Here is a 21,705-nt window from a genome sequence, read left to right as displayed (position 1 = left end):
GTGCAGCGGACGCTCGCTCAGCGCTGGTAGTTGGGTGCCTCGACGGTCATCGTGATGTCGTGCGGGTGGGACTCCTTGAGCCCGGCCGGGGTGATGCGCACGAACCGGCCCTGGTGCTTGAGCTCCTCGATGCTGTGGGCGCCCACGTAGAACATGGTCTGGCGCAGGCCGCCGTCGAGCTGGTGGACCACGGCCGAGAGCGGGCCGCGGTACGGGACCTGGCCCTCGATGCCCTCGGGGATGAGCTTCTCGTCGCTGGCGACGTCGGCCTGGAAGTAGCGGTCCTTGGAGTAGGAGGTGTTCTTGCCGCGGGACTGCATGGCTCCCAGCGAGCCCATCCCCCGATAGGTCTTGAACTGCTTGCCGTTGACGAAGATCAGCTCGCCCGGGGACTCGTCGCAGCCCGCGAGCAGGGACCCGACCATCACGGAGTCCGCCCCGGCCACGAGGGCCTTGCCGATGTCGCCGGAGTACTGCAGGCCGCCGTCGGCGATCAGGGGCACGCCCGCCGGGATCGCGGCCTTCGCCGCCTCGTTGACGGCGGTGACCTGGGGGACGCCCACGCCGGCGATGATGCGGGTGGTGCAGATCGAGCCGGGGCCCACGCCCACCTTCACGGCGTCCGCGCCGGCGTCGACGATGGCCTGGGCGCCGTGGCGGGTGGCCGCCTGCCCGCCGATGACGTCCACGTGCGCGGCGGCGGTCTCCGCCTTGAGCCGGGCGATCATGTCCAGCACGCCCTGCGAGTGTCCGTTGGCGGTGTCGATGAACAGGGCGTCCACACCGGCCTCGACCAGGGTCATGGCCCGCTCGAAGCCGTCGCCGAAGAAGCCGACGGCGGCGCCGACGCGCAGCCGGCCCTCGTCGTCCTTGGTGGCGTGGGGGTACTGCTCCGCCTTGGTGAAGTCCTTGATCGTGATCAGGCCCGTGAGCCGGCCCGCGTCGTCGACGAGCGGCAGCTTCTCGATCTTGTTGGACGCCAGCAGCTGGTGCGCGTCGTCCTTCGCCATCCCGACCTTGCCGGTGATCAGCGGCATGGGCGTCATGACCTCGTGCACCCGGCGCCGCGGGAACTCGCTCTCCGGCAGGTACCGGGTGTCGCGGTTGGTGATGATGCCCAGCAGCTTCTGCTCGGCGTCCACGACGGGCAGGCCGGAGACCCGGTAGTAGCCGCACAGCCGGTCCAGGTCCTCGAGGGTCGCCTCCGGGGAGATGGTCACGGGGTCGGTGATCATCCCCGACTCGCTGCGCTTCACCCGGTCCACGTGCTCGGCCTGGTCCTGGATCGAGAGGTTGCGGTGGATCACGCCGATGCCGCCCTGGCGGGCCATGGCGATCGCCATCGAGGACTCGGTGACGGTGTCCATGGCGGCGGACAGCAGCGGCACCTCCAGGTCGATGCGCCGGGACAGGCGGGTGCGCGTGGACGCCTCGGACGGGATGACGTCGGTGTTGCCGGGCAGCAGCAGGACGTCGTCGTAGGTCAGGCCGGTGAACCCGAAGGGGTCCTCGGACAGGGCGGTGGGGACGGCGGTATCCGACACGGTGGGGCCTTTCAGCTTCGAGGGAGTCGCGACCATTCTACGGGCCGGGTCCCGGCCGGCGGACGGCTGTGGCCGTGCTCACGGCCCGGCGGGGAACCCGGCCCGGTCCGCGTGCAGGGCCGCCTCGACCCGCTCCGCGAACACGGGGGCCAGCGTCCGCACGTACTCGACGGTGAGGTGGTTGTTGTCCCAGTAGGTGAAGACGTTGCCGACGACGGGGGTGCAGGTGCCGTCCGGGCAGATGAGGTCCCCGAGGTCGACCATGGAGACCCGCGGCAGCTCGGCCACCGGGGCCAGCGGGCTGTCCGGGCCCAGGATCGTGTGGGAGGCGGTGCACTCGGGGGCGTCGGCCCCGTGCTCCGCGGCGCAGCGCGCGGGGACGAAGTCGAACCGGGGGTTGTCCCGCAGCGCGACGACCTGGATGCCGCGCTGCGCGAGCCCGCGGATGCGCTGCTCCATCCCGGGGGTGAACTGCTCCTCGTTCTCGTCCGTGCTGCGGGTGCCCTGGACCAGCACCAGGTCCGGGTCCACGGCCTCCACCGCCGGGTCGGTGCCCTCGAGCCAGCGGGCGCACGGCTCGTGGTCGGCGACCTGCTCCTCGGGCAGCCCGTACAGGCAGTTGCCGCGGATGTAGGTGACCACGCGCCAGTCGTTGCGCTCGGCCAGGTGCTCCACGGCCGGGATCCACTGGTGCACGTGGCTGTTGCCGATCACCAGCATCGTGGCGGAGGGGTCGGGGTTCGGGACGGTGTCGAAGCACCACCGCCGGAAGCGCTCCTCCACCCCCGCGCCGGGCGGGCACGGCTCGCCGAGCCCCGGCTTCGCGTACGGCTCCCCGGTGATCACGGGGATGGTCTCGGCGGCCGGGTCGCCCTGGTGGCGGAAGCCCGGCAGCAGGACCGCCGCCCCCGGGTTGTTGCGGTCGGCGGACGCGGCGATCTCGAGGGCCCGCCGGTCCTCGGCCACGCGCTCCGCGGTCACGGGGACCGCGACCGCGGCGAGGCACACCACGATCACGGCGGCCAGCCGCAGCCGGCTCCGCTCGGGCCAGGTCCAGCGCTTGAGCGGGTCCTCGACCAGCCGGGTGGCCAGCACCGCCAGCACCAGGCAGACCAGCACGATCGCCACCCCCGACCGGGGCCCGGCCACGGGCCGGTCCCGGAGCACGAGGTAGGTGATCAGCACCGGCCAGTGGATCAGGTACAGCGCGTAGGCGGAGTCGCCGAGCCGCACCAGGGGGCGGGAGGCGAGGAGCCGGTCCAGGCCGAAGCGGGATCCGGACTGCCCGGCCGCGATCACCGCCGCCGCGGAGAGCAGCGGCCACAGCGCGATCCACCCCGGGAACGCACCCTGCACGTCGACCAGCACGCCCACCGAGACCATGCTCGCCATCCCGGCCCAGCCGAGCACCACGCGCAGCCGGCGGCCGGGCCGCAGGTGGGGCAGGGCCAGCGCCAGCAGCGAGCCGAGGGCGAACTCCCACAGCCGGGTGCGGGTGTCGAAGTAGGCGAACTCCTGCTGCGTGGCCGTGGCGTGCACCGACCAGGCCAGGGAAACCGCGAGGATCAGCCCGAAGGCCACCGCCAGCACCGGCACCGGCCGCCACCGGCTCCGCCGGCACACCAGCCACGCCGCGGCGAAGACCAGCGGCCACAGCAGGAACACCTGCCCCTGCACCGACAGGGACCAGAAGTGCTGGAACGGCGAGGCCGTCGAGTGGTCGGCCGCGTAGTAATCCACCGCGCTCAGCGCCAGCGCCCAGTTCTCCGCGTAGAACACCGAGGCGAGCGCCTCGTCCCGCCACCGCCCGGCGTCGTAGGCCGGGTAGAACAGCTCCACCAGCACCAGGGTGGCCAGGATGGTGAGCACCGCGAGGGGCAGCAGCCGCTTGAACACGTGCAGCCAGTACCGCCCGATCGCCAGGGGCCGGCCCGCCTCGAGCTTGCGCACGAAGGACAGGGTCAGGAAGAACGCCGAGATCAGCAGGAAGACGTCCACGCCCCCGGAGACCCGGCCGAGGAACACGTGGTAGACCACCACCAGCAGCACCGCGACCGCGCGCAGGCCCTGCACCTCCGGGCGGAACCCCGAGTATCGGCCGGCGCCCCGCCGCGCCGCGTCCGGGCTCTCGGCGGTCCCGGTGGACGGCTGCGGGGCGGTGGCGTGCACGGTGGCCACGGGGGCACCTCCAGGGGGCGGCCCCGGGACGGCCGCGGGCGGCACCGGGGAGGGGGAACGGGGGGGGGGGGGGGACGAGCGGGGGGCAGAGCAGGGGGTGCGGGCGGGGGGCGCCCGTCGTGACCCTATCGCACGGCCGGCGGCGGGCCGGTGGACGCGCGCCGGGGTGCTGTCCCCGGGGTCCGGCGCGGGGCGCGTCCCGTGCTCAGGGGGACGCCCCGGCGAGGAGCGGGCCGGGCAGCCGCGCCTCCACGGCCGGCGCCATGGTCCGGGCGTAGGTCCACGTGAGGTGGTGCGGGTCGAAGAAGACGTACGCGTTGCCCACCACGGGACGGCACAGCCCCTCCGGGCAGATGAGGTCGGTGAGGTCGAGGGAGGTGAACCCGGCCCGGTCCGCGAGGGCGTCGGCCGGGTTGACGGGGGCCAGCACCTGCTCGACGGGCACGCGGCAGCGGTCGGCGTCCTGGCCGTGGCGCTGGGCGCACTCGTAGGGGTTGAAGTCGAACCGGGGGTTGTCCCGGAAGCCGACGACGTCGATGCCCTGGCCCGTCAGCCGCTCGACCAGCTCGGGGAACCCGCCGACCAGGGCCTCGGCGGAACCGTCCATGCGGGCCGCGTAGGTCGAGGTCGTCATGACCGCGTCCGGCGCGAGCCGCTCCACGTACTCGATCGCCGCGTCGTTGCCCGCGTGGCAGGCGTCCCCCTCCGGGCGCACCGCGAAGGCGCAGCCGGGCTGCAGCACGGCGACGAGCTGCCAGCCGTGCTCCTCCGCCACGGGGATCAGCGCGCCCATGAACTGCTCCATGTGGGAGTTGCCGACCACCGCGACGGTGCGCGAGGGGTCGGACAGGGCCGGGGTCTGGCGGCAGTACTGCTCGAGGACCTCCCGCTCGGGGGCGAACTCCCCGGAGCAGGGCTCCGGCAGTCCCACCCACTCGTCGCCCAGGGCGGAGGCCAGGGGCAGGGTGGGGGCGTCCGGGTCGCCGCGGAACTCGAAGCCCGGCTCCAGCACCGCGGCCCCGGGACTGTTGCGGGCGGCCTCCTGCGCCAGCCGCTCCGCCCGGCGCGCGTCGGCCTGCTGCCACGCCAGCACCGGCACGGCGACCAGCGCCAGGCTCACCGCCACCGACACCGCCAGCCGCCGCTTGTCCCGCTCCGGCCACGCCCACCGCTGGAAGGGGCGCTCTACCAGCTTCGTGGCGAGCACCGCCAGCACCAGCGAGACCACGATGATCGCCACCCCGGAGCGCGGACCGGCCACCGGCCGGTCCCGCAGCACCAGGTAGGTGATCAGCAGCGGCCAGTGCACCAGGTACAGCGCGTAGGAGGCGTCCCCCAGCCGCACCAGCGGCCGCGAGGCCAGCACCCGGTCCAGGCCGAGGGGCGAGCCGGACTGCCCGGCCACGATCACCGCCGCCGCGGAGAGCAGCGGCCACAGCGCGATCCACCCGGGGAACGCACCCTGCACGTCGACGAGCATCCCGACCGAGACCATGCTGGCCATCCCCGCCCAGCCCAGCGCCACCCGCACGGCCCGCGGCGGGTGCAGGTACGGCACCGCCAGGGCCAGCAGCGAGCCCAGGGCGAACTCCCACAGCCGGGCCCGGGTGTCGAAGTAGGCGAAGGCCTGGTTCGTGGCGGTCGCGTGCACCGACCAGGCCAGGGAGGCCGCGAAGATCAGCCCGAAGGCCACCGCCAGCACCGGCACCGGCCGCCACCGGCCGCGCCGGCACACCAGCCACGCCGCCCCGAACACCAGCGGCCACAGCAGGAACACCTGGCCCTGCACCGACAGGGACCAGAAGTGCTGGAACGGCGAGGCCGTGGAGGCGTCGGCCGCGTAGTAGTCCACCTCGGCCAGGGCCAGCGCCCAGTTCTCCACGTAGAGCGCCGAGGCCAGCGCCTCCGTGCGCACGCGGTCGATCCGCGCCTCCGGGAAGAACCACCACGCCAGCAGCAGGGTGCCGAGGATCGTGAGCACCGCGAGCGGCAGCAGCCGCTTGAACACGTGCAGCCAGTACCGTCCCAGCGCCAGGGGCCGGCCCGCCTCGAGCTTGCGCACGAAGGACAGGGTCAGGAAGAACGCCGAGATCAGCAGGAAGATGTCCACGCCGCCCGACACCCGGTCGAGGAACACGTGGTAGACCACCACGAGCAGCACCGCGACGAACCGCAGCCCCTGCACCTCCGGGCGGAACCCCGCGTACCGGGCCACCCGCCGGGCCGTGGCCGTCCCGACGGGCGCGTCCTGCTCACGAAGGCTCGTCATGGGCTCCTCCTAGGAACACCGTGCCGCCGGGGCGCGGCAGTGGTCGGGCGGACCTCCGCACTCTACCGGAGGCCGCGGTGCGGACCCCGCAGACGGCGGCGGACCCGCCCCACCGGTGGTGGGACGGGTCCGCCGCGGGCCGGGTCAGTGCTGGTGGCCGTGCCCGTCCTCGTCGTCGGCGGGCTTGTCCGTCACGAGCGTCTCGGTGGTCAGCACGAGCGCCGCGATGGAGGCGGCGTTCTGCAGGGCCGAGCGGGTGACCTTGACCGGGTCGATGATGCCCGCGCCGACCATCTCGACGTACTCGCCGGTGGCGGCGTCGTAGCCGTGGCCGGGCTCGAGCTCGGCCACCCGGGCGGCGACCACGGCCCCGTCCTGGCCGGCGTTCTGGGCGATCCAGTACAGCGGCTGCCGCAGGGCGCGGCGGACGATGCCCAGGGCGGTCGCGGCGTCACCGGTGAGCCCGAGGTCGGACTCGTCGAGGACCTTCGCGGCCTGCACCAGCGCGGTGCCGCCGCCGGAGACGATGCCCTGCTCGAGGGCCGCGCGCGTCGAGGACACGGCGTCCTCGATGCGGTGCTTGCGCTCCTTGGCCTCGACCTCGGTGGCCGCGCCGACCTTGATCACGGAGACGCCGCCGGCCAGGCGGGCGAGGCGCTCCTGCAGCTTCTCGCGGTCCCACTCGGAGTCGGTGCGCTCGGCCTCGGCGCGGATCGTGGCGACCCGGTCCTGGATCTCGGCCTCGGTCCCGCCGCCGTCCACGAGGGTGGTCTCGTTCTTGGTCACCGTCACGCGGCGGGCGGTGCCCAGCTGCTCGAGGGTGACCTGGTCGAGGCTGATGCCCAGCTCGGTGGTGATGAGCTGGCCGCCGGTGAGCACGGCGAGGTCCTGCAGGATCGCCTTGCGGCGGTCGCCGAAGCCGGGGGCCTTGAGGGCCACGACGTCGAGGGTGCCGCGCAGCTTGTTGACCACGAGGGTGGAGAGGGCCTCGCCCTCGACGTCCTCGGCGATGATGGTCAGCGGCTTCTTGGCCTGGAGGACCTTCTCGAGCACGGGCATGAGCTCCGGCACCGAGGAGATCTTGCCCTGGTACAGCAGCACCAGGGAGTTCTCCATGACCGCTTCCTGGCGCTCGGCGTCGGTCACGAAGGACGGGGACAGGTAGCCCTTGTCGAACTGCATGCCCTCGGTGACGTCGAGCTCGACCTCGGTGCTCGAGCCGTCCTCGATCGTGATGACGCCGTCCTTGCCGACGGTCTCGAAGGCGCGCGCGATGAGCTCGCCGATCGCCGGGTCCTGCGCGGAGATGGCGGCCACGTGGGCGACGTTGGCGCCCTCCACGGGGCGGGCGTTCTCCAGCAGGCGGTCGGTGACCGCCTCGACGGCCTTCTCGATGCCGCGCTTGAGGCTCAGCGGGTCGGCGCCGGCGGCCACGTTGCGCAGGCCCTCCTTGACGAGCGCCTGGGCGAGCACGGTGGCGGTGGTGGTGCCGTCGCCGGCGACGTCGTTGGTCTTGGTCGCCACCTCCTTGGCGAGCTGGGCGCCGAGGTTCTCGTACGGGTCGTCGAGCTCGACCTCGCGGGCGATGGTCACGCCGTCGTTGGTGATCGTGGGGGCGCCCCACTTCTTGTCGAGCACCACGTTGCGCCCGCGCGGGCCGAGGGTGACCTTGACGGTGTCGGCGAGCTTGTTGACGCCGTTCTCGAGGGACTTGCGTGCGGCATCGTCGAATGCCAGCTGCTTGGCCATGGGCAATGGCTCCTTCTGGGTGGCTGGGGTCGCCAGCGGTTTCGGGGATCGGGAATCGGCGAAGGGTGCCCGCCGCGGGCCCCGCGGGGCGTGCGCGACAGGCACCCTTCGTCCGGACTGCGCGGTCTGCGCCGGGTCTGTGCCGCCCGGTCTACTTCTCGACGACGGCGAGCACGTCGCGGGCCGGGAGCACCAGGTACTCCTCGCCGTTGTACTTGACCTCGGTGCCGCCGTACTTGGAGAAGATCACGACGTCGCCCTCCTTGACGTCGACCGGGATGCGGTTGCCGGAGTCGTCGACCCGACCGGGGCCGACGGCCAGGACCTTGCCCTCCTGGGGCTTCTCCTTGGCGGTGTCCGGGATGACGAGACCGGACGCGGTGGTCTGCTCAGCGGCGAGCGGCTGAACGACGATGCGATCCTCGAGAGGCTTGATGGAGACCGACACGATCTCTCCTTGTCTGTAGGGGTGGAAAACGGTGGGCGACCGCGGGCGGAGCCCGCTGTCGAGCTTCGGGCCGGTTGGCGCACCAACCGTCGTCGCGGTGCCGATCGATCGCCTGGCCCTTAGCACCCTCACCCGGAGAGTGCCAAGGCCAACTGTAGGAGGGGGCTGGCAGTCGGTCAAGGCGAGTGCCAGCGCGCCGGCTCCTGCGGACCCCGCGGAGGAATTAGGTCACACCGGTGTTCCCCAATGATTTGCCTCACGCCCGTCCGACGCTCTAGGTTGAGCGGTAAGGCAACCCTTACCTCGGCCGAGCAACGGTGCCCTCCCCGTCGTCCCCGCACACCGGTGTGCGGGTCCGTCGCGCCCATCGGATCCCGCCGGCGCCCTCCACCCCGGAGCGCGCCGACGTCCTCTGCACAAAGGAAGACCATGAACTGCACTCTCCGACACCGCTCCACCGCCCTGCTGGCCGCCGCCTCGGTCCTGGCCCTCGCGGGCTGCTCGACCTCCGGCGCGGCGACCACCGGCGAGGACGCGCCGAGCGCCGCCTCGGCGGAGACCGTCAGCGTGGAGCACGCGCAGGGCACCACGGACGTCACCGTGGACCCGGAGAACGTGATCACCTTCGACCTCGGCGTCCTCGACTCGCTGCAGGCGCTGGACGAGGACGTCCAGGGCCTGCCCAAGAGCGGCAGCCTGCCCGAGCAGTTCTCCGAGTACCGGTCGGACGAGTACGTCAACGCAGGCTCCATGAAGGAGCCGGACCTCGAGGCCGTCGCCGCCGCCGCCCCGGACCTGATCATCATCTCCGGGCGCACCGCCGACTTCTACGACCAGCTCGCCGAGATCGCCCCCACCGTTGACCTCTCGCTCGACCAGGCCGACGCGCTGAACTCCTTCACCGAGCAGTCGCGGACCCTCGGGGAGATCTTCGGCAAGGAGACCGAGGTCGAGGAGAAGCTGACCGCCGTCGAGGAGCAGGTCGCGGAGACGAAGGCCCGGACCGCCGAGGCGGGCACCGCGATGTTCCTGCTGACCAACGCCGGCGAGGTCAACGCCTACGGGCCGAACTCGCGCTTCGGCAACATCGTCTTCGACCTGCTGGGCTTCGAGTCCGCGGCCGACGTCCAGGCCGAGGGCACCCACGGCGAGGCCGTCTCCTTCGAGGCGATCGCCGACGCGAACCCCGACCGCATCTTCGTGCTGGACCGCGACACCGCCATCGGCCAGTCCGGCGGCGAGGCCGCCCAGCAGGTGCTCGACAACGAGCTCGTCAACGGCACCACCGCCGCGCAGCAGGACCAGATCACCTACGTGGACAGCGCCAGCTGGTACCTCGTCGGCCTCGGCCTGAACAACTTCCCGGCCATGATCGCCGAGGTCCAGGAGTCCCTCGCCTGATCCGCCGACCCGGCCGAGCCCGGCTCCCGGGTGCCCCGCACGGCGACCGCCCGTCGCCCGTGCGGGGCACCCGGGCCGAGCCGGCCCGCGACCGCGGCCGCCCCCGAAACCGGAAAGGTTCCCCGATGACCACCACGGAACGATGAGCACCGTCGTGACCCCAGCACCGCACCCCGCGGCCGCCGGCCCCGTGCCGGCGGTTCCGCCGTCGGTGGGCTCCACCCCGGTGGCCCCCGGGGCGTCCGCCCGGGCCAACGCCCGCCGGCTCGCCGCCGCGTGCTCCCTCGTGCTGGTCCTGGCGGTCGTCAGCACCTTCATCGGCGTCCTCGACGTCACTCCGTGGTCCCTGTGGCGCCAGCTCGCCGCCGGGGACCTCGACGGCTTCCGGGGCTCCGTGGAGATCATCGCGGTCTCCCGCTTCCCCCGCACCGCCTCGGTCGTGCTCGCCGGCCTGGCACTGTCCGTGGCGGGGCTGATCATGCAGCTCATGGTCCGCAACAAGTTCGTGGAGCCCTCCACCGTGGGCACCGTCGAGTCGGCGCAGGCGGGCCTGCTCGTCGTGACCCTGCTCCTTCCGTCGGCGCCGCTCCTGCTGAAGATGAGCTCGGCCTCCGTGTTCGCGGTCGCCGGGACCGCGCTGTTCCTGCTCGTGCTCCAGCGGATCCCCATGCGCAGCACCCTGCTGGTACCCCTCGTGGGGATCATGCTCGGCAACGTCATCGCCTCCGTCACCACGTTCTTCGCCTACCGCTTCGACCTCCTGCAGACGCTCAACGCCTGGATGCTCGGCGACTTCTCCGGCGTCCTGCGGGGCCGCTACGAGCTGCTGTGGCTCGTGCTGGTCCTGACGGTCGTGGGCTACGTCGCCGCGGACCGGTTCACCGTCGCGGGCATGGGCCACGAGTTCACCACCAACCTGGGCATCGACTACCGGAAGGTCATGGCCCTGGGCATGACCCTCGTGGCGCTGATCTCGGCCGTGGTCGTGGTCACCATCGGGTCGATCCCGTTCCTCGGGCTCGTGGTGCCCAACCTCGTGTCCATGCTCGTGGGGGACAACTCCCGCCGCACCGTCCCATGGGTCGCCGTCTTCGGCGCCGGCTTCGTGCTGGTGTGCGACATCGTCGCCCGGGTGATCCGCTACCCGTACGAGATCCCGGTGGGCACCATCGTCGCCGTCGTCGGCGGCGCCCTGTTCCTCACCATGCTGCTGAGGGGGCGCCACCGGTGAGCACCAGGACCTCGACCCTGCCCCCCGCGCTGACCGCCCGCGGCCCCCGGCGGCCGCGCACCGCGCTGCCCCCCGGCGCGTGGATCGGCATCCTCGCGGTCCTGGCCGCCGCCGCGGTCGGGCTCTACCTGACCGTGGACCTGAGCGGCGACCTGGGTTACGTCCTGCCCCGCCGGGTCAACCGGGTGCTGACGATGGTGCTCGTCGCCTACGCCGTGGGCGTGTCCACCGTCCTGTTCCAGACGATCACGAGCAACCGCATCCTCACGCCGTCCATCATGGGCTTCGACGCGCTGTACCTGCTCATCCAGACGGTCCTCGTGTTCTTCGTCGGCTCCGTCGGCGTCATCGCCCTGGGGGACGGCGCCAAGTTCGGGCTGGAGCTGCTGCTCATGGTCGCGTTCAGCTGGCTGATCTACCGCTGGCTGTTCACCGGCTCCGGGAAGTCCCTGCACCTCGTGCTGCTCGTGGGCATCGTCTTCGGCACCGTGTTCCGCGGGGTCTCCTCGCTGCTGCAGCGGCTGCTCGAGCCCAGCGAGTTCGTCGTCCTCCAGGACGCGATGTTCGCCTCGTTCGGCAACGTGGACACCGGACTCCTGCGCCTGTCGGCGCTCCTCGTCGGGCTGGTCTCCCTCGTGGCGCTGGCCTTCCGCCGGCACCTCGACGTCCTGGCCCTGGGCCGGGACACGGCGATCAGCCTGGGCGTCGACCACACCCGGGTGGTCACCGCCGTGCTGGTGGTCTGCTCCGTGTTTGTGGGGGTCTGCACCGCGCTGGTCGGGCCCATCACGTTCTTCGGGCTCATCGTCGCGAACCTCGCCTACGCGCTGTGCCGGAACTTCCGCCACCGGCACGTGCTGCCCATGGCCGTGCTGCTGGGGATCATCGCCCTCGTGGGCGGTCAGGTGGTCCTCGAGCAGGTCTTCGCCTTCGACACCGCGCTGAGCATCGTGATCGAGTTCGCCGGCGGGCTGCTGTTCCTCGTGATGCTGCTGCGGGGGTCCATCAAGTGAGAAGGAGCGCACCGTGATCGAACTGACCGGCCTCACCAAGAGGTACGGGACGCAGACCGTCGTCGACGGCGTCTCGGGGACCATCGAGGCGGGCGGGATCATCTCGATCATCGGCGCCAACGGCGCCGGGAAGTCGACGCTGCTGTCGATGGCCGCGCGGCTGCTGCCCATGGACGAGGGCAGCGTGTTCGTGGACGACCTCGACGTCCTGAGCACCCCCTCGGACCAACTGGCCCGCAAGCTGTCCATCCTGCGCCAGGAGAACAACCTGACGGTCCGGCTGAGCGTCCGGGACCTGGTGGCCTTCGGCCGCCACCCGCACAGCAAGGGCCGGCACACGGCCGGGGACCGGGAGCACGTCGAGCGGGCGCTGCGCTACCTCCAGCTCGAGGAGCTCGCCGACCGCTACGTCGACGAGCTCTCCGGCGGGCAGCGGCAGCGGGCGTTCATCGCGATGGTCATCGCCCAGGACACCGACTACGTGCTGCTCGACGAACCGCTCAACAACCTCGACATGAAGCACGCCGTGGAGATGATGCGCCTGCTGCGGCAGATGGCCCACGACTTCGGCAAGACCGTGGTGCTCGTCATCCACGACATCAACTTCGCGTCCTGCTACTCCGACCGGATCATGGCCATGAAGGATGGTGCTCTCCTGCACCACGGCACGCCCGACGAGATCATGCGCCCGGCCGTGCTTCGGGAGATCTACGGCATCGACATCCGGGTGGAGGAGGTCGACGGCCACCGCATCGGCATCTACTTCGTCTGACCTCCTCCCCGCCCCGACCCGAACGGCACCCATGAGCTCCGAGTCCCCCGCCGACCCCCGCGACATCGCGCCGCTGCTGACCCGCCAGGGCATGGCCCTGCTCGGGTCCCTAAGCCCCTACGACGAGGCCGAGGTCCTGCGCACCGCCACCCGGCTGCGCGCCGAGGGCCATCCCCCCGAGCTCGTCTCCGCGGCCCTGAGCCAGGCGAAGCTCCGGGCCAGGGCCCGGGAGAAGTTCGGGGAGTTCGCCGGCCGCATGCTCTTCACCCGGGCCGGTCTCGAGCAGGCCACCCGGCTGCGGGTGGCCGCCCTGCACGCGCGGCGCTTCGCCGGCGCGGGGGCCGAGCACGTGGCCGACCTCGGCTGCGGCATCGGCGCGGACGCGCTCGCGCTGGCCTCCCTCGACCGCAGGGTCACCGCCGTGGAGCTCGACGAGACCACGGCCGCGGTCGCCACCCTCAACCTCGCCCCGTTCCCCGAGGTCACGGTCCTGCACGCCGACGCCGAGTCGCTGGACCTCGCCGGCCTGCCCGCCGGGCCGCCGGACGGGGTGTGGCTGGACCCGGCGCGGCGCACGACGTCGTCGTCGGGCACCCGGCGGATCTTCGACCCCGAGGCGTTCTCCCCGCCCCTGTCCTTCGTGGCGGCGCTGGCCGGTCGCGGCCTGCCCGTCGGAGTGAAGCTGGGGCCGGGGATCCCGCACGAGGCGGTCCCCGCCGGGTGCGAGGCGCAGTGGGTCTCCGACCGGGGCGACGTGGTCGAGGCCGTGCTGTGGTTCAACGCGGTGGCCCGCCCCGGCGTGCGGCGGGCGGCGCTCGTGCTCTCCGAGCACGGGTCCGCGGAGATCGTCAGCCCGGAGGACCACGACCCCGCCCACGCCGACGCGGTGGTCGGGCCCGTGGGCGCCTACCTCTACGAACCGGACGGCGCGGTGATCCGTGCGGGCCTCGTCACGGACCTCGCCCGGCAGCTGGGGGCGCGGCTGATCCACCCCCGGATCGCCTACCTCACCTCCGACGAGCTCGTGCGCACCCCGCTGGCCCGCGCGTACCGCGTGCGGGAGGTGCTGCCGCACACCGTCAAGGTGCTCAGGCGGTGGGTGCGGGAGCACGAGGTCGGCACGCTCGAGATCAAGAAGCGCGGCACGGACGTGACCCCGGAGGAGCTGCGCCGCCGGCTCGCGCCGAAGGGCCCCGGGCGGGCCACGCTCGTGGTCACCAGGACGGCCCCGGACCCCTCCCCGGGCGGCCCCGGACGGACCGGGGCGGGCCCCGCGGAGAAGCGCGTCGTGATCGTCGTGGAAACCGTAGACTGAGGGCTCCGCGGGCCGTCCGGCCCGCCCCCGACCGGGCGCCCGCCCTCAAGAGCACGGAGGACCTGCCGCGTGGAGATCTCGTTCGCCCGCTCCCAGCAGTCGACGCTCGGCGTCGAGTGGGAGATCGCCCTCGTGGACGGCAGCACGGGGGATCTCGTGCCCCGCGGCCGGGAGACGTTCGAGGCGGTCCTGGACGCCCACCCCGACTGGGGCACGGACGGCGACCACCCGCACCTCACCGGGGAGTTCCTGCTCAACACCATCGAGCTGGTGACCGGGGTGTGCCGGGACGTGGCCCACTCCACCGAGCAGCTGTCCACCATGATGGACGAGATCCGCCGGGTCACCGACCCGCAGGGCCTCGAGGTCTTCGCCGCGGGCACCCACCCCTTCGCGCGCTGGCAGGACCAGCAGGTCACCGACAAGCAGCGCTACCACAAGCTCGTGGACCGCGCCCAGTACTGGGGCCGGCAGATGGTCATCTACGGGGTGCACGTCCACGTGGGCCTCGACTCGCGGGCGAAGGCCCTCCCGGTGCTCGACGGGCTGCTGACCTACTACCCCCACCTGCTCGCGCTGTCCGCGAACTCGCCCTTCTGGGCCGGTGAGGACACCGGCTACGCGTCCCAGCGCTCCATGATCTTCCAGCAGCTCTCCACGGCGGGGCTGCCGTACCACTTCCCGTCCTGGACGGCGTACGAGCAGTGCATCACCGACATGATCGCCACCGGCATCATCGAGGAGATGAGCGAGGCCCGCTGGGACGTGCGCCCCGTGCCCCGGCTGGGCACCGACGAGGTCCGCTTCTGCGACGGGCTCTCGACCCTCTGGGAGGTCGGGGCGCTCACGGCGCTGACCCAGTGCCTCGCGGAGTCCCTCTCCCGGGACGTGGCGGCGGGACGCGCACCGGTGCGGCTCAAGCCGTGGCACATCCAGGAGAACAAGTGGCGGGCGGCCCGCTACGGCCTGGACGCCGAGGTCATCACCGACCCCCGCAACATCGAGCGGGACCTGCGCGAGGACCTGAGCGCGCTGCTCGACCGGCTGGAGCCCGTGGCCGCGGAGCTCGGCTGCTCGCGGGAGCTCGCCGACGTGGAGCGGATCATGCAGGAGGGCGCCGGCTACCACCGCCAGCGCGCGGTCGCCCGGGCCCACGACGGGGACCTGCACGCGGTCGCCCTCGACATCGTGCGCCGCACCCGCGAGAACGACTGACCGGGCGGGCGCGTCCGCCCGGCGCGCCCGCTCACACGGACACGGTGGTGACCGGCAGGGACGAGTCCGCGGCGAACTCCAGCCCGGAGGGCGCCCGGCCGTCGGCCACGACCCGGGCGGCGAGCGCCGCGACCATGGCCCCGTTGTCGGTGCACAGCGGCAGCCGGGGGATCACCAGCTCGATCCCGTGCTCGGCGCAGCGCTCGGCCGTGAGCTCCCGCAGCCGGGAGTTCGCGGCCACTCCCCCGCCCAGCAGCAGCGTCCCGAGCCCCTGCTCGGTGCAGGCGAGCACGGCCTTGCGGGTGACGACGTCGGCCACCGACTCCTGGAAGGACGCCGCGACGTCGGCCACCGGCACCGGCTCGCCCCGGGCCTCGCAGCCCTCCACGACCCGGGCCACGGCGGTCTTGAGCCCGGAGAAGGAGAAGTCGTAGCGGTGCGGCCCGGGCCGCTCGGCGGAGCCCATGTACTTGCCCGCGGTGAGCCCGCGCGGCAGGCGGAAGGCGGTGGGGTCCCCGTCCCGGGCGGCGGCGTCGATGGCCGGGCCGCCGGGGTAGCCCAGGCCCAGGACCCGGGCCACCTTGTCGTAGGCCTCGCCGGCCGCGTCGTCGATCGTGCCCCCGAGCAGGCGCACGTCCCGGCCGAGGTCCTCGACGGCGAGGATCTCGGTGTGCCCGCCGGAGACCAGCAGCGCCCCGAGGTCGCGGGGCAGGCCGTCGTCGAAGGCGCCCTGGAAGCCCTCGACCCCGGCGTCCTCGAGCAGGCCCGCGCTGACGTGCGCCACGAGGTGGTTGACGGCGTAGAGGGGCTTGCCCGTGGCCACGGCGAGCGCCTTGGCGGCGGCCACGCCCACCATGAGGGCCCCGGCCAGGCCGGGGCCGGAGGTCACCGCGAGGGCGTCGAGGTCCTCGAGGCCCACGCCCGCCCGGTCCAGGGCCTCGCGGAGGGCGGGCACGATCGCGTCGAGGTGGGCGCGGGAGGCGATCTCGGGGATCACCCCGCCGAAGCGCGCGTGCTCGTCCATGGAGGAGGACACGACGTTGGCGAGCAAGGTGCGCCCCCGCACGATCCCCACGCCGGTCTCGTCGCACGAGGACTCGATGCCCAGCACGAGCGGTCCGTCGGTCATGGGGTCTCCTCCGTGGGGGTGTCCGGTTCCGTGGCGGTGTCCGGTGCGTCCGGGGCGCTCGGCGCGGCGAGGTCGAGCCGCATGATCAGCGCGTCGGCGCCGTCCCGGTAGTACCGGGGGCGGACGTGGATCTGCTCGTAGCCGAAGCGGCGGTAGAGCCGCTGGGCGCGCGGGTTGTCGGCGCGGACCTCGAGCAGCACCTCGGTGGCGCCGAGCTCCCGGGCCTGCGCGTGCAGGGTGCGCAGCAGGGCGGAGCCGATTCCGCGGCCCTCGTGCTCGGGGACCACGGCGATGGTCTGCACGTCGCCCACGGGGCGGATGCACATCAGACCTGCGTAGCCGACGATCTCGCCGTCCTGCTCCGCCACCCAGTACCAGCACACGGGCTGGGCCAGCTCCGCGGAGAACATCTCCAGCGGCCAGGCGTCCACGGGGAAGAGCCGGCGCTCGAGCGCGTGCACCGCCGCGAGGTCCGCGGGCACCATCCGGCGCAGCGTCCAGGGGCCGCGCCCGGGCGCGGCGCTCACGCGCCCGCCCGCTTCCGGGGGCCGGGCACCTTCGCGTCGGACTCGCGCAGGTACAGCGGGGTCGTGTCCGGGGACGGCGCCTCCCCGCGGGCCGCGCGGCGCGCGGCGGCGAGGCCCAGGGACGACGCCGTGGGCTGCGCCGCGGCGAACTCCGGCACGGGACGGGCCAGGCGGTCCGCGTAGATCCCCGCGCCGCGGCCGTAGGCGGGCAGCGCCGGCAGCTGCTCGGCGGCGGCCACGCCGGGGCCCCCGGCCGGCCGCGGCCCGTCCTCGGCGAGGGCGTAGCGCGCCCAGTAGACCTCCTTGCGCCGGGCGTCGGTGAGCACGAGGAACTCCTCGTGCCCGGCCGTCCGGGCGTGCGCGGCCGCGTCCTGGGCGAGGGCCTCGAGGCTCATGAGCCCGTGCAGCGGGACGTCCCACGCGAAGGCGAGGGCCCGCGCCGTCGCGATCCCCGCGCGCAGGCCGGTGAACGGCCCGGGACCGGTGCCCACGAGGATCCCGTCGAGGTCGCCGCCCGTCACGCCGTGGCCGGCCAGCAGGTCCCGGACCGCGGGGGCCAGGACCTCGGCGTGGGAGCGGGTGTCCGGGCTCGCGAAGGAGCCGAGGATCTCGCCCGCGCCGGTCACGAGGGCGGCGGAGGCGACGGCGGAGGAGTCCAGGCACAGGAGGAGCACCCGACCAGTGTAGTGCCCGCCCCGCCCTGCCCCGGCGGCCGGGCCCGGTCCGTCGCCGGGCCGGACGGGCCGGCCGAGGCGGTCAGTCGAGCCGCGGCGGCCCGCCCGCCCAGCGCGGGCCGATCCCGGTGAGCGTGATGCGGCGGGGCTCGTCCTCCGGGTCCCCGTCCGGGCCGCTCGGGTTCCCGTCCGGGTCCTCCGGGCCCGCGCCCGTCCCGGACGGGGCACCGGGACCGAGGGGGTCGGCGCCCACGGCGCGCTCCAGCACGATCTCGAGGCGTGACTCCGCCAGGTGCTCGACCTTCCCGGCGCCCCACTCGACCACGGTGACGGCCGTGTCCAGGGTGTCCTCCAGGTCGATGTCGTCGACCTCCGCCGCGGAGCCCAGCCGGTAGGCGTCGACGTGCACCAGGTCCGGGCCGCCGGGCCGGGGCCCGTCCGGGACGCTGGGGTGGCGGCGCACCAGCACGAAGGTGGGCGAGATGATCCCTTCGCGCACCCCCAGGCCCCGTCCCAGGCCCTGGGTGAACGTGGTCTTGCCCGCGCCGAGCTCGCCGGTGAGGACCAGCAGGTCCCCGGCGCGCAGCTGCCCGCCCAGCCGCTCGGCCAGGGCCTGGGTCCGCCCGGGCCCGTCCACCGTCACGGTCCGCGTCCACTCGCTCATGCCTGTTCTCCTTCCGGGCCCGCGCCGCCCCGGTCCTCCGCGGCGTGCAGGTGCACTCGCGGCACGCGGGGCGAGACGCGGGTGACGATCTCGTAGTTGATGGTGCCGGCGGCGTCCGCCCACGCGCTCGCCGAGGGGTCCTCCCCCGCCCCGAACAGCACGGCCTCCGCCCCGAGCAGCCCGTGCTCGGGGGCGGACAGGCCGGGCGCGCCGAGGTCCACGACGATCTGGTCCATCGCGACCCGGCCGACCTCCGGGTAGGTGCGGCCGTGGATCCGCACGGGCCCGCCGGTGCCGGAGCGCGGGACGCCGTCGGCGTAGCCGAGCGGGACGAGCGCCAGGGTGGTGGGCCGGTCGGTGACGTAGCTCAGCCCGTAGGACACGCCCTGTCCCGCCGGGACCTCCTTGACCGCGCTGACCGTGCTGCGCAGGGTCATGGCGGGCACGAGGCCGAGCTGCTCCGGGGTGCGGTCGGCGAACGGGGAGAGCCCGTAGAGGCAGACCCCCACCCGGACCATGTCCAGGAGCATGTCCCCGGGGCGCTCGAGCCCGGCGGCGCCGAACAGGCCGGGCGAGTTCGCCGCGTGCCGCAGGGCGGGCCGGAGCCCGGCGGCGCGGGCCGTGGCCACGGCTGCGCGGAAGCGCTCGAGCTGCTCCCGGGTCTCGGGCCGGGCGGGCTCGTCCGCGACGGCCAGGTGGGTGAAGACGCCCACCACCTGCACGAGGCCCTCCGCCTCGGCCTGCGCGGCGGCCCGCACGAGCGCGGGCCAGAGAGCCTCCGGCGCGCCGTTGCGGCCCAGGCCCGTGTCGATCTTGAGGTGGATGCGGGCGGTGCCGCCGCGCGCGCGGGCGGCCTCCGCGATCGGGGCGAGCTCCCAGCCGCTGACGCCCAGCTCGACGTCGGCGGCGAGCGCCGCCGCGAAGTCCGTGTCCACGGTGTGCAGCCACGCGAGCACGGGAGCGCCGATCCCCGCGGCCCGCAGCGCGAGGGCCTCGCCGACGTGGGCGACGCCCAGGGCGTCCGCCCCGGCCTCGAGCGCCGCACGGGCCACGGGGACCGCGCCGTGGCCGTAGGCGTCCGCCTTGACCACGGCCATCAGCCGGGCGGGGGCGGCGAGGGCCCGCAGCCGGCGAACGTTGGCGCGGACCGCGGCGAGGTCGACCACGGCGCTGCGCTCGGGGCGGGGCGGGGGGCGGAGGACGCCGCCGGACGGGTCGGCCGGGACGGGTTCAGCACGGTTCACGGATCCCATTCTCGCACCGGCGCCGCCGCGCCCGGCGCAGGGGCGGACATGGTCCGGGGCCGGGCCGCCGGGGTCCCGGCGGCCGGACGCTAGAGTTGAGCCGTGTCCGCCGCGCCCCGCCACGTCCTGCTGATCAGCCTGCACACCTGTCCCCTCGAGCAACCGGGGTCGGGGGATGCGGGGGGGATGAACGTCTACGTCCGCCACCTCGCCGAGGCCCTCGTGGACGCCGGCCACACCGTGGACATGGCCACCCTCGACCGCGGCGCCGGCGCCCCCGCCGCCGCGGGCGTGCGCACCACCCCCATCCGCCGCGGGCTGCGGCTGCTCACCGTCGCCCTGCCCGGGGCCGCCGGGGCGAGCAAGGAGGACCTGCCGGGGTTCACCTCCGCCTTCGCGGACGTGCTCCGCGCGGAGGCCGACCGGCCCGACGTGGTGCACGCCCACTACTGGCTCTCCGGCGCCGCGGGCCGGGAGCTCGCCGACGGCTGGGGGGTCCCGCTCGTGCTGACCCTGCACACCACGGCGCTCGGGAAGAACCTGCGCACCCGGACCGGCGAGGGGCTCGAGCCCGCCTCCCGGGCCGAGGCCGAGGCCGGGCTGATCGCCCGGGCCGAGGCCACGGTGGTGAACACCCGGACCGAGGCGCTGCAGATGATCGAGCTCTACGACGCCGACCCGGCACGCCTGACCGTGATCACCCCGGGCGTCGACCTCTCGGCCTTCACCCCGGACGCCGCTCCTGGGGAGCCCCGCCGCGTCGGCGGGGCCGCCCCCGGTGCGCCCGGCCGCCCGCTGCGGATCCTGTTCGCCGGCCGCCTGCAGGCGCTCAAGGGCCCGCACGTGCTCGTCGACGCGCTCGCGCGGATCCGGCAGACCGCCCCGGGCGTGGCCGTGGAGCTGGAGGTCGTGGGGGTCGGCACCCGGGACTTCTCGGCCGCGCTGCGGGAGCGCGTGCGGGAGCTGGGCCTGGCGGACGCCGTCCGCTTCGGACCCGCCCTGCCCGCCCCGCAGCTCGCGGCCCGGATGCGCCGGGCCGACCTCGTGGCCGTCCCGTCCTCGTCCGAGACGTTCGGGCTCGTGGCGCTGGAGGCCCAGGCGTGCGGCACGCCGGTGCTCGCCACGGACGTCGACGGGCTGCGCACCGCGGTGCTCGACGGGCTCACCGGCCGGCTGGTGCCCGACCGCGACCCCGGCTCGTGGGCCCGGGCCGTGCTGGCGCTCGCCGCCGACCCGGCCGCGCTGGAGCGCATGGGCGCGGCGGCCGCCCGGCGCGCCCAGGGCCACTCCTGGGAGCGCACCGCCCTGTCCACGGCGGAGGTCTACGCCCGCACGCGGGCCCGGGCGGGGGTACGCCACGGTAGGGGCCGGCGCCTGAATACACTCGAACGGTGACGACTTCCCCCCTCTCCCCCGCAGACCTCGCCCGCCACCTCGACCACCACCGCATCACCGGAGCGGTGGCCACGCCCCGCGAGGCGAACCTGCGCAACATCCAGGGCTTCCTCGACGGCGACCAGCACCAGCACATGGGGGTGCTGCGCACCCGGGAGTGGACCTTCGACGACGTGTTCGCGCTCATGCGGGACCGGGTCGGCATCTCCCCCGACCGGGCGCACCGCGAGGGCCAGGACACGATCTCCGCGGAGCTCTGCGTCGCCGCGCTGGAGCGCTACGCGGCGGTCCTGGGCGAGGTGGTCGCCGGCGGGGGCCGCGTGCTCTTCGCCACCGGGCACCCGGCCGGCCTGTTCCCGGTCTACGCGCAGCTGGCCCGGGTCGTCCGCCGCGCGGGCGCGCACGTGGTGCAGGTCCCGGACGGCTTCCCCTTCGAGGACGGCGACGTCCGGCAGATCGAGAGCGTGGTGATGGTGGAGCAGTACGGCGGGCTGCGGCACACCCACTTCCCCGGTCCCATGTCCCTGACCCTCGAGAAGCTGCGCCGCGACGGGCAGAACCCGCCCGACCTCGTGGTCGCCGACCACGGCCTCGCCGGGGCGGCCGGCTCCCGGGGGCTGCGGACCGTCGCGGTCGCGGACTGCAACGACCCCGGGGTGTTCGTGGCGGAGGCGCAGGGCCAGGTCGAGGTCGCCGTGCCGCTCGACGACAACCTCCCGCCGCGCGTCTACGAGCCGGTCACCGCGTTCGTGCTCCACCGCGCCGGCCTGGCGGGCTACGTCTGAGCGCCCCCCGGACGGCGCCGGCCCCCGCACCGGGGGACGGTGCGGGGGCCGGCGCCGGGCAGCGGGCTCAGCGTTCGCGCTCCCCGCGGATGAAGGCCTCCAGATCCGCCCGCGCCACGTCGTCGGGCAGCTGCACGTGCGGGGACTTCATG

General features: G+C 74.1%; 18 protein-coding genes. 8 read left to right on the top strand and 10 right to left on the bottom strand.

The window, feature by feature from the left end; translation table 11 throughout:
* Window positions 1–17 precede the first annotated feature (17 nt).
* The 5 genes from guaB to groES all read right to left on the bottom strand — a co-directional run bounded on the left by guaB (window position 18) and on the right by groES (window position 8,188).
* On the bottom strand, window positions 18–1,580 hold the full coding sequence (gene guaB, locus RCG67_RS07655) for an IMP dehydrogenase (protein ID WP_082696881.1): 1,563 nt from the start codon (window positions 1,578–1,580) through the stop codon (window positions 18–20).
* A 42-nt stretch (window positions 1,581–1,622) separates the two neighbouring features.
* The gene (locus tag RCG67_RS07650) at window positions 1,623–3,722 is read right to left on the bottom strand and encodes an acyltransferase family protein (RefSeq protein WP_368825581.1); all 2,100 of its coding nucleotides are present in this window, start codon (window positions 3,720–3,722) and stop codon (window positions 1,623–1,625) included.
* Window positions 3,723–3,927: 205 nt separating this feature from the next.
* Window positions 3,928–5,991, bottom strand: a complete 2,064-nt coding sequence (locus RCG67_RS07645; RefSeq protein WP_368825580.1) for an acyltransferase family protein — start codon at window positions 5,989–5,991, stop codon at window positions 3,928–3,930.
* Window positions 5,992–6,135: 144 nt separating this feature from the next.
* Entirely contained in the window at window positions 6,136–7,740 is a 1,605-nt protein-coding gene (groL, locus tag RCG67_RS07640) for a chaperonin GroEL (RefSeq protein WP_368825579.1), read from the bottom strand.
* A 151-nt stretch (window positions 7,741–7,891) separates the two neighbouring features.
* Window positions 7,892–8,188, bottom strand: coding sequence for a co-chaperone GroES (groES, locus tag RCG67_RS07635; protein ID WP_047801805.1), 297 nt, complete (start codon window positions 8,186–8,188; stop codon window positions 7,892–7,894).
* Window positions 8,189–8,617: 429 nt separating this feature from the next.
* Here groES and RCG67_RS07630 point away from each other — a divergent pair, with 429 nt between their 5' ends.
* The 6 genes from RCG67_RS07630 (at window position 8,618) to RCG67_RS07605 (ending at window position 15,135) form a co-directional block, all read left to right on the top strand.
* Window positions 8,618–9,589 (top strand): siderophore ABC transporter substrate-binding protein, encoded by a 972-nt coding sequence (locus tag RCG67_RS07630; protein ID WP_368825578.1) that lies wholly within the window; start codon window positions 8,618–8,620, stop codon window positions 9,587–9,589.
* Window positions 9,590–9,731: 142 nt separating this feature from the next.
* Complete coding sequence (locus tag RCG67_RS07625) at window positions 9,732–10,820, top strand: ABC transporter permease (protein WP_368825577.1); 1,089 nt, start codon at window positions 9,732–9,734, stop codon at window positions 10,818–10,820.
* Window positions 10,817–11,833 carry an iron chelate uptake ABC transporter family permease subunit gene (locus RCG67_RS07620; protein WP_368825576.1) on the top strand — a complete coding sequence of 339 codons (1,017 nt, stop codon included), beginning with the start codon at window positions 10,817–10,819 and terminating at the stop codon, window positions 11,831–11,833. The genes RCG67_RS07625 and RCG67_RS07620 overlap by 4 nt, the downstream gene beginning before the upstream one ends.
* 13 nt (window positions 11,834–11,846) lie before the next feature.
* A complete protein-coding gene (locus RCG67_RS07615; protein WP_368825575.1) occupies window positions 11,847–12,605 on the top strand; it encodes an iron ABC transporter ATP-binding protein in 759 nt (252 codons plus the stop codon).
* A gap of 31 nt (window positions 12,606–12,636) precedes the next feature.
* Window positions 12,637–13,920 (top strand): THUMP-like domain-containing protein, encoded by a 1,284-nt coding sequence (locus RCG67_RS07610; protein ID WP_368825574.1) that lies wholly within the window; start codon window positions 12,637–12,639, stop codon window positions 13,918–13,920.
* Window positions 13,921–13,989: 69 nt separating this feature from the next.
* The gene (locus RCG67_RS07605) at window positions 13,990–15,135 is read left to right on the top strand and encodes a glutamate--cysteine ligase (protein WP_368825573.1); all 1,146 of its coding nucleotides are present in this window, start codon (window positions 13,990–13,992) and stop codon (window positions 15,133–15,135) included.
* Window positions 15,136–15,166: 31 nt separating this feature from the next.
* Here the strand turns inward: RCG67_RS07605 and tsaD are convergent, their stop codons facing one another.
* The 5 genes from tsaD to alr form a co-directional block, all read right to left on the bottom strand.
* Complete coding sequence (gene tsaD, locus RCG67_RS07600; RefSeq protein ID WP_368825572.1) at window positions 15,167–16,264, bottom strand: tRNA (adenosine(37)-N6)-threonylcarbamoyltransferase complex transferase subunit TsaD; 1,098 nt, start codon at window positions 16,262–16,264, stop codon at window positions 15,167–15,169.
* Window positions 16,261–16,749, bottom strand: a complete 489-nt coding sequence (rimI, locus tag RCG67_RS07595; RefSeq protein ID WP_368825833.1) for a ribosomal protein S18-alanine N-acetyltransferase — start codon at window positions 16,747–16,749, stop codon at window positions 16,261–16,263. The genes tsaD and rimI overlap by 4 nt, the downstream gene beginning before the upstream one ends.
* A gap of 38 nt (window positions 16,750–16,787) precedes the next feature.
* Entirely contained in the window at window positions 16,788–17,465 is a 678-nt protein-coding gene (gene tsaB / locus RCG67_RS07590; protein WP_368825571.1) for a tRNA (adenosine(37)-N6)-threonylcarbamoyltransferase complex dimerization subunit type 1 TsaB, read from the bottom strand.
* 82 nt (window positions 17,466–17,547) lie between these two features.
* Window positions 17,548–18,129: a tRNA (adenosine(37)-N6)-threonylcarbamoyltransferase complex ATPase subunit type 1 TsaE gene (gene tsaE / locus RCG67_RS07585; RefSeq protein ID WP_368825570.1), complete on the bottom strand. Its 582-nt coding sequence runs from the start codon at window positions 18,127–18,129 to the stop codon at window positions 17,548–17,550.
* Window positions 18,126–19,382, bottom strand: coding sequence for an alanine racemase (gene alr / locus RCG67_RS07580; RefSeq protein WP_438612649.1), 1,257 nt, complete (start codon window positions 19,380–19,382; stop codon window positions 18,126–18,128). Before alr ends, tsaE begins: the two co-directional genes overlap by 4 nt.
* 93 nt (window positions 19,383–19,475) lie before the next feature.
* On the opposite strand from alr, the gene RCG67_RS07575 reads away from it, so the two are divergent.
* Together RCG67_RS07575 and RCG67_RS07570 are read left to right on the top strand one after the other, a co-directional pair.
* Complete coding sequence (locus tag RCG67_RS07575; RefSeq protein WP_368825568.1) at window positions 19,476–20,768, top strand: glycosyltransferase; 1,293 nt, start codon at window positions 19,476–19,478, stop codon at window positions 20,766–20,768.
* A complete protein-coding gene (locus RCG67_RS07570) occupies window positions 20,765–21,553 on the top strand; it encodes a phosphatase (RefSeq protein WP_368825567.1) in 789 nt (262 codons plus the stop codon). Before RCG67_RS07575 ends, RCG67_RS07570 begins: the two co-directional genes overlap by 4 nt.
* The last annotated feature ends 152 nt before the right edge of the window (window positions 21,554–21,705 follow it).

The sequence above is a fragment of the Kocuria cellulosilytica genome (assembly GCF_040981245.1).
GTDB classification, from domain to species: Bacteria; Actinomycetota; Actinomycetes; order Actinomycetales; family Micrococcaceae; genus Kocuria; species Kocuria cellulosilytica.
The sequence above is the reverse complement of the archived record's forward strand: the minus strand, read 5'-3'. Positions and strand labels throughout refer to the sequence as shown.

Excerpts from the sequence above, each read along its gene's own strand:
- guaB (WP_082696881.1), bottom strand. The coding sequence starts at position 1,580 with ATGGTCGCGACTCCCTCGAAGCTGAAAGGCCCCACCGTGTCGGATACC.
- RCG67_RS07645 (WP_368825580.1), bottom strand. The coding sequence starts at position 5,991 with ATGACGAGCCTTCGTGAGCAGGACGCGCCCGTCGGGACGGCCACGGCC.
- groL (WP_368825579.1), bottom strand. The coding sequence starts at position 7,740 with ATGGCCAAGCAGCTGGCATTCGACGATGCCGCACGCAAGTCCCTCGAG.
- RCG67_RS07630 (WP_368825578.1), top strand. The coding sequence starts at position 8,618 with ATGAACTGCACTCTCCGACACCGCTCCACCGCCCTGCTGGCCGCCGCC.
- RCG67_RS07625 (WP_368825577.1), top strand. The coding sequence starts at position 9,732 with ATGAGCACCGTCGTGACCCCAGCACCGCACCCCGCGGCCGCCGGCCCC.
- RCG67_RS07610 (WP_368825574.1), top strand. The coding sequence starts at position 12,637 with ATGAGCTCCGAGTCCCCCGCCGACCCCCGCGACATCGCGCCGCTGCTG.
- tsaD (WP_368825572.1), bottom strand. The coding sequence starts at position 16,264 with ATGACCGACGGACCGCTCGTGCTGGGCATCGAGTCCTCGTGCGACGAG.
- rimI (WP_368825833.1), bottom strand. The coding sequence starts at position 16,749 with ATGGTGCCCGCGGACCTCGCGGCGGTGCACGCGCTCGAGCGCCGGCTC.
- tsaE (WP_368825570.1), bottom strand. The coding sequence starts at position 18,129 with ATGAGCGAGTGGACGCGGACCGTGACGGTGGACGGGCCCGGGCGGACC.
- alr (WP_438612649.1), bottom strand. The coding sequence starts at position 19,382 with ATGGGATCCGTGAACCGTGCTGAACCCGTCCCGGCCGACCCGTCCGGC.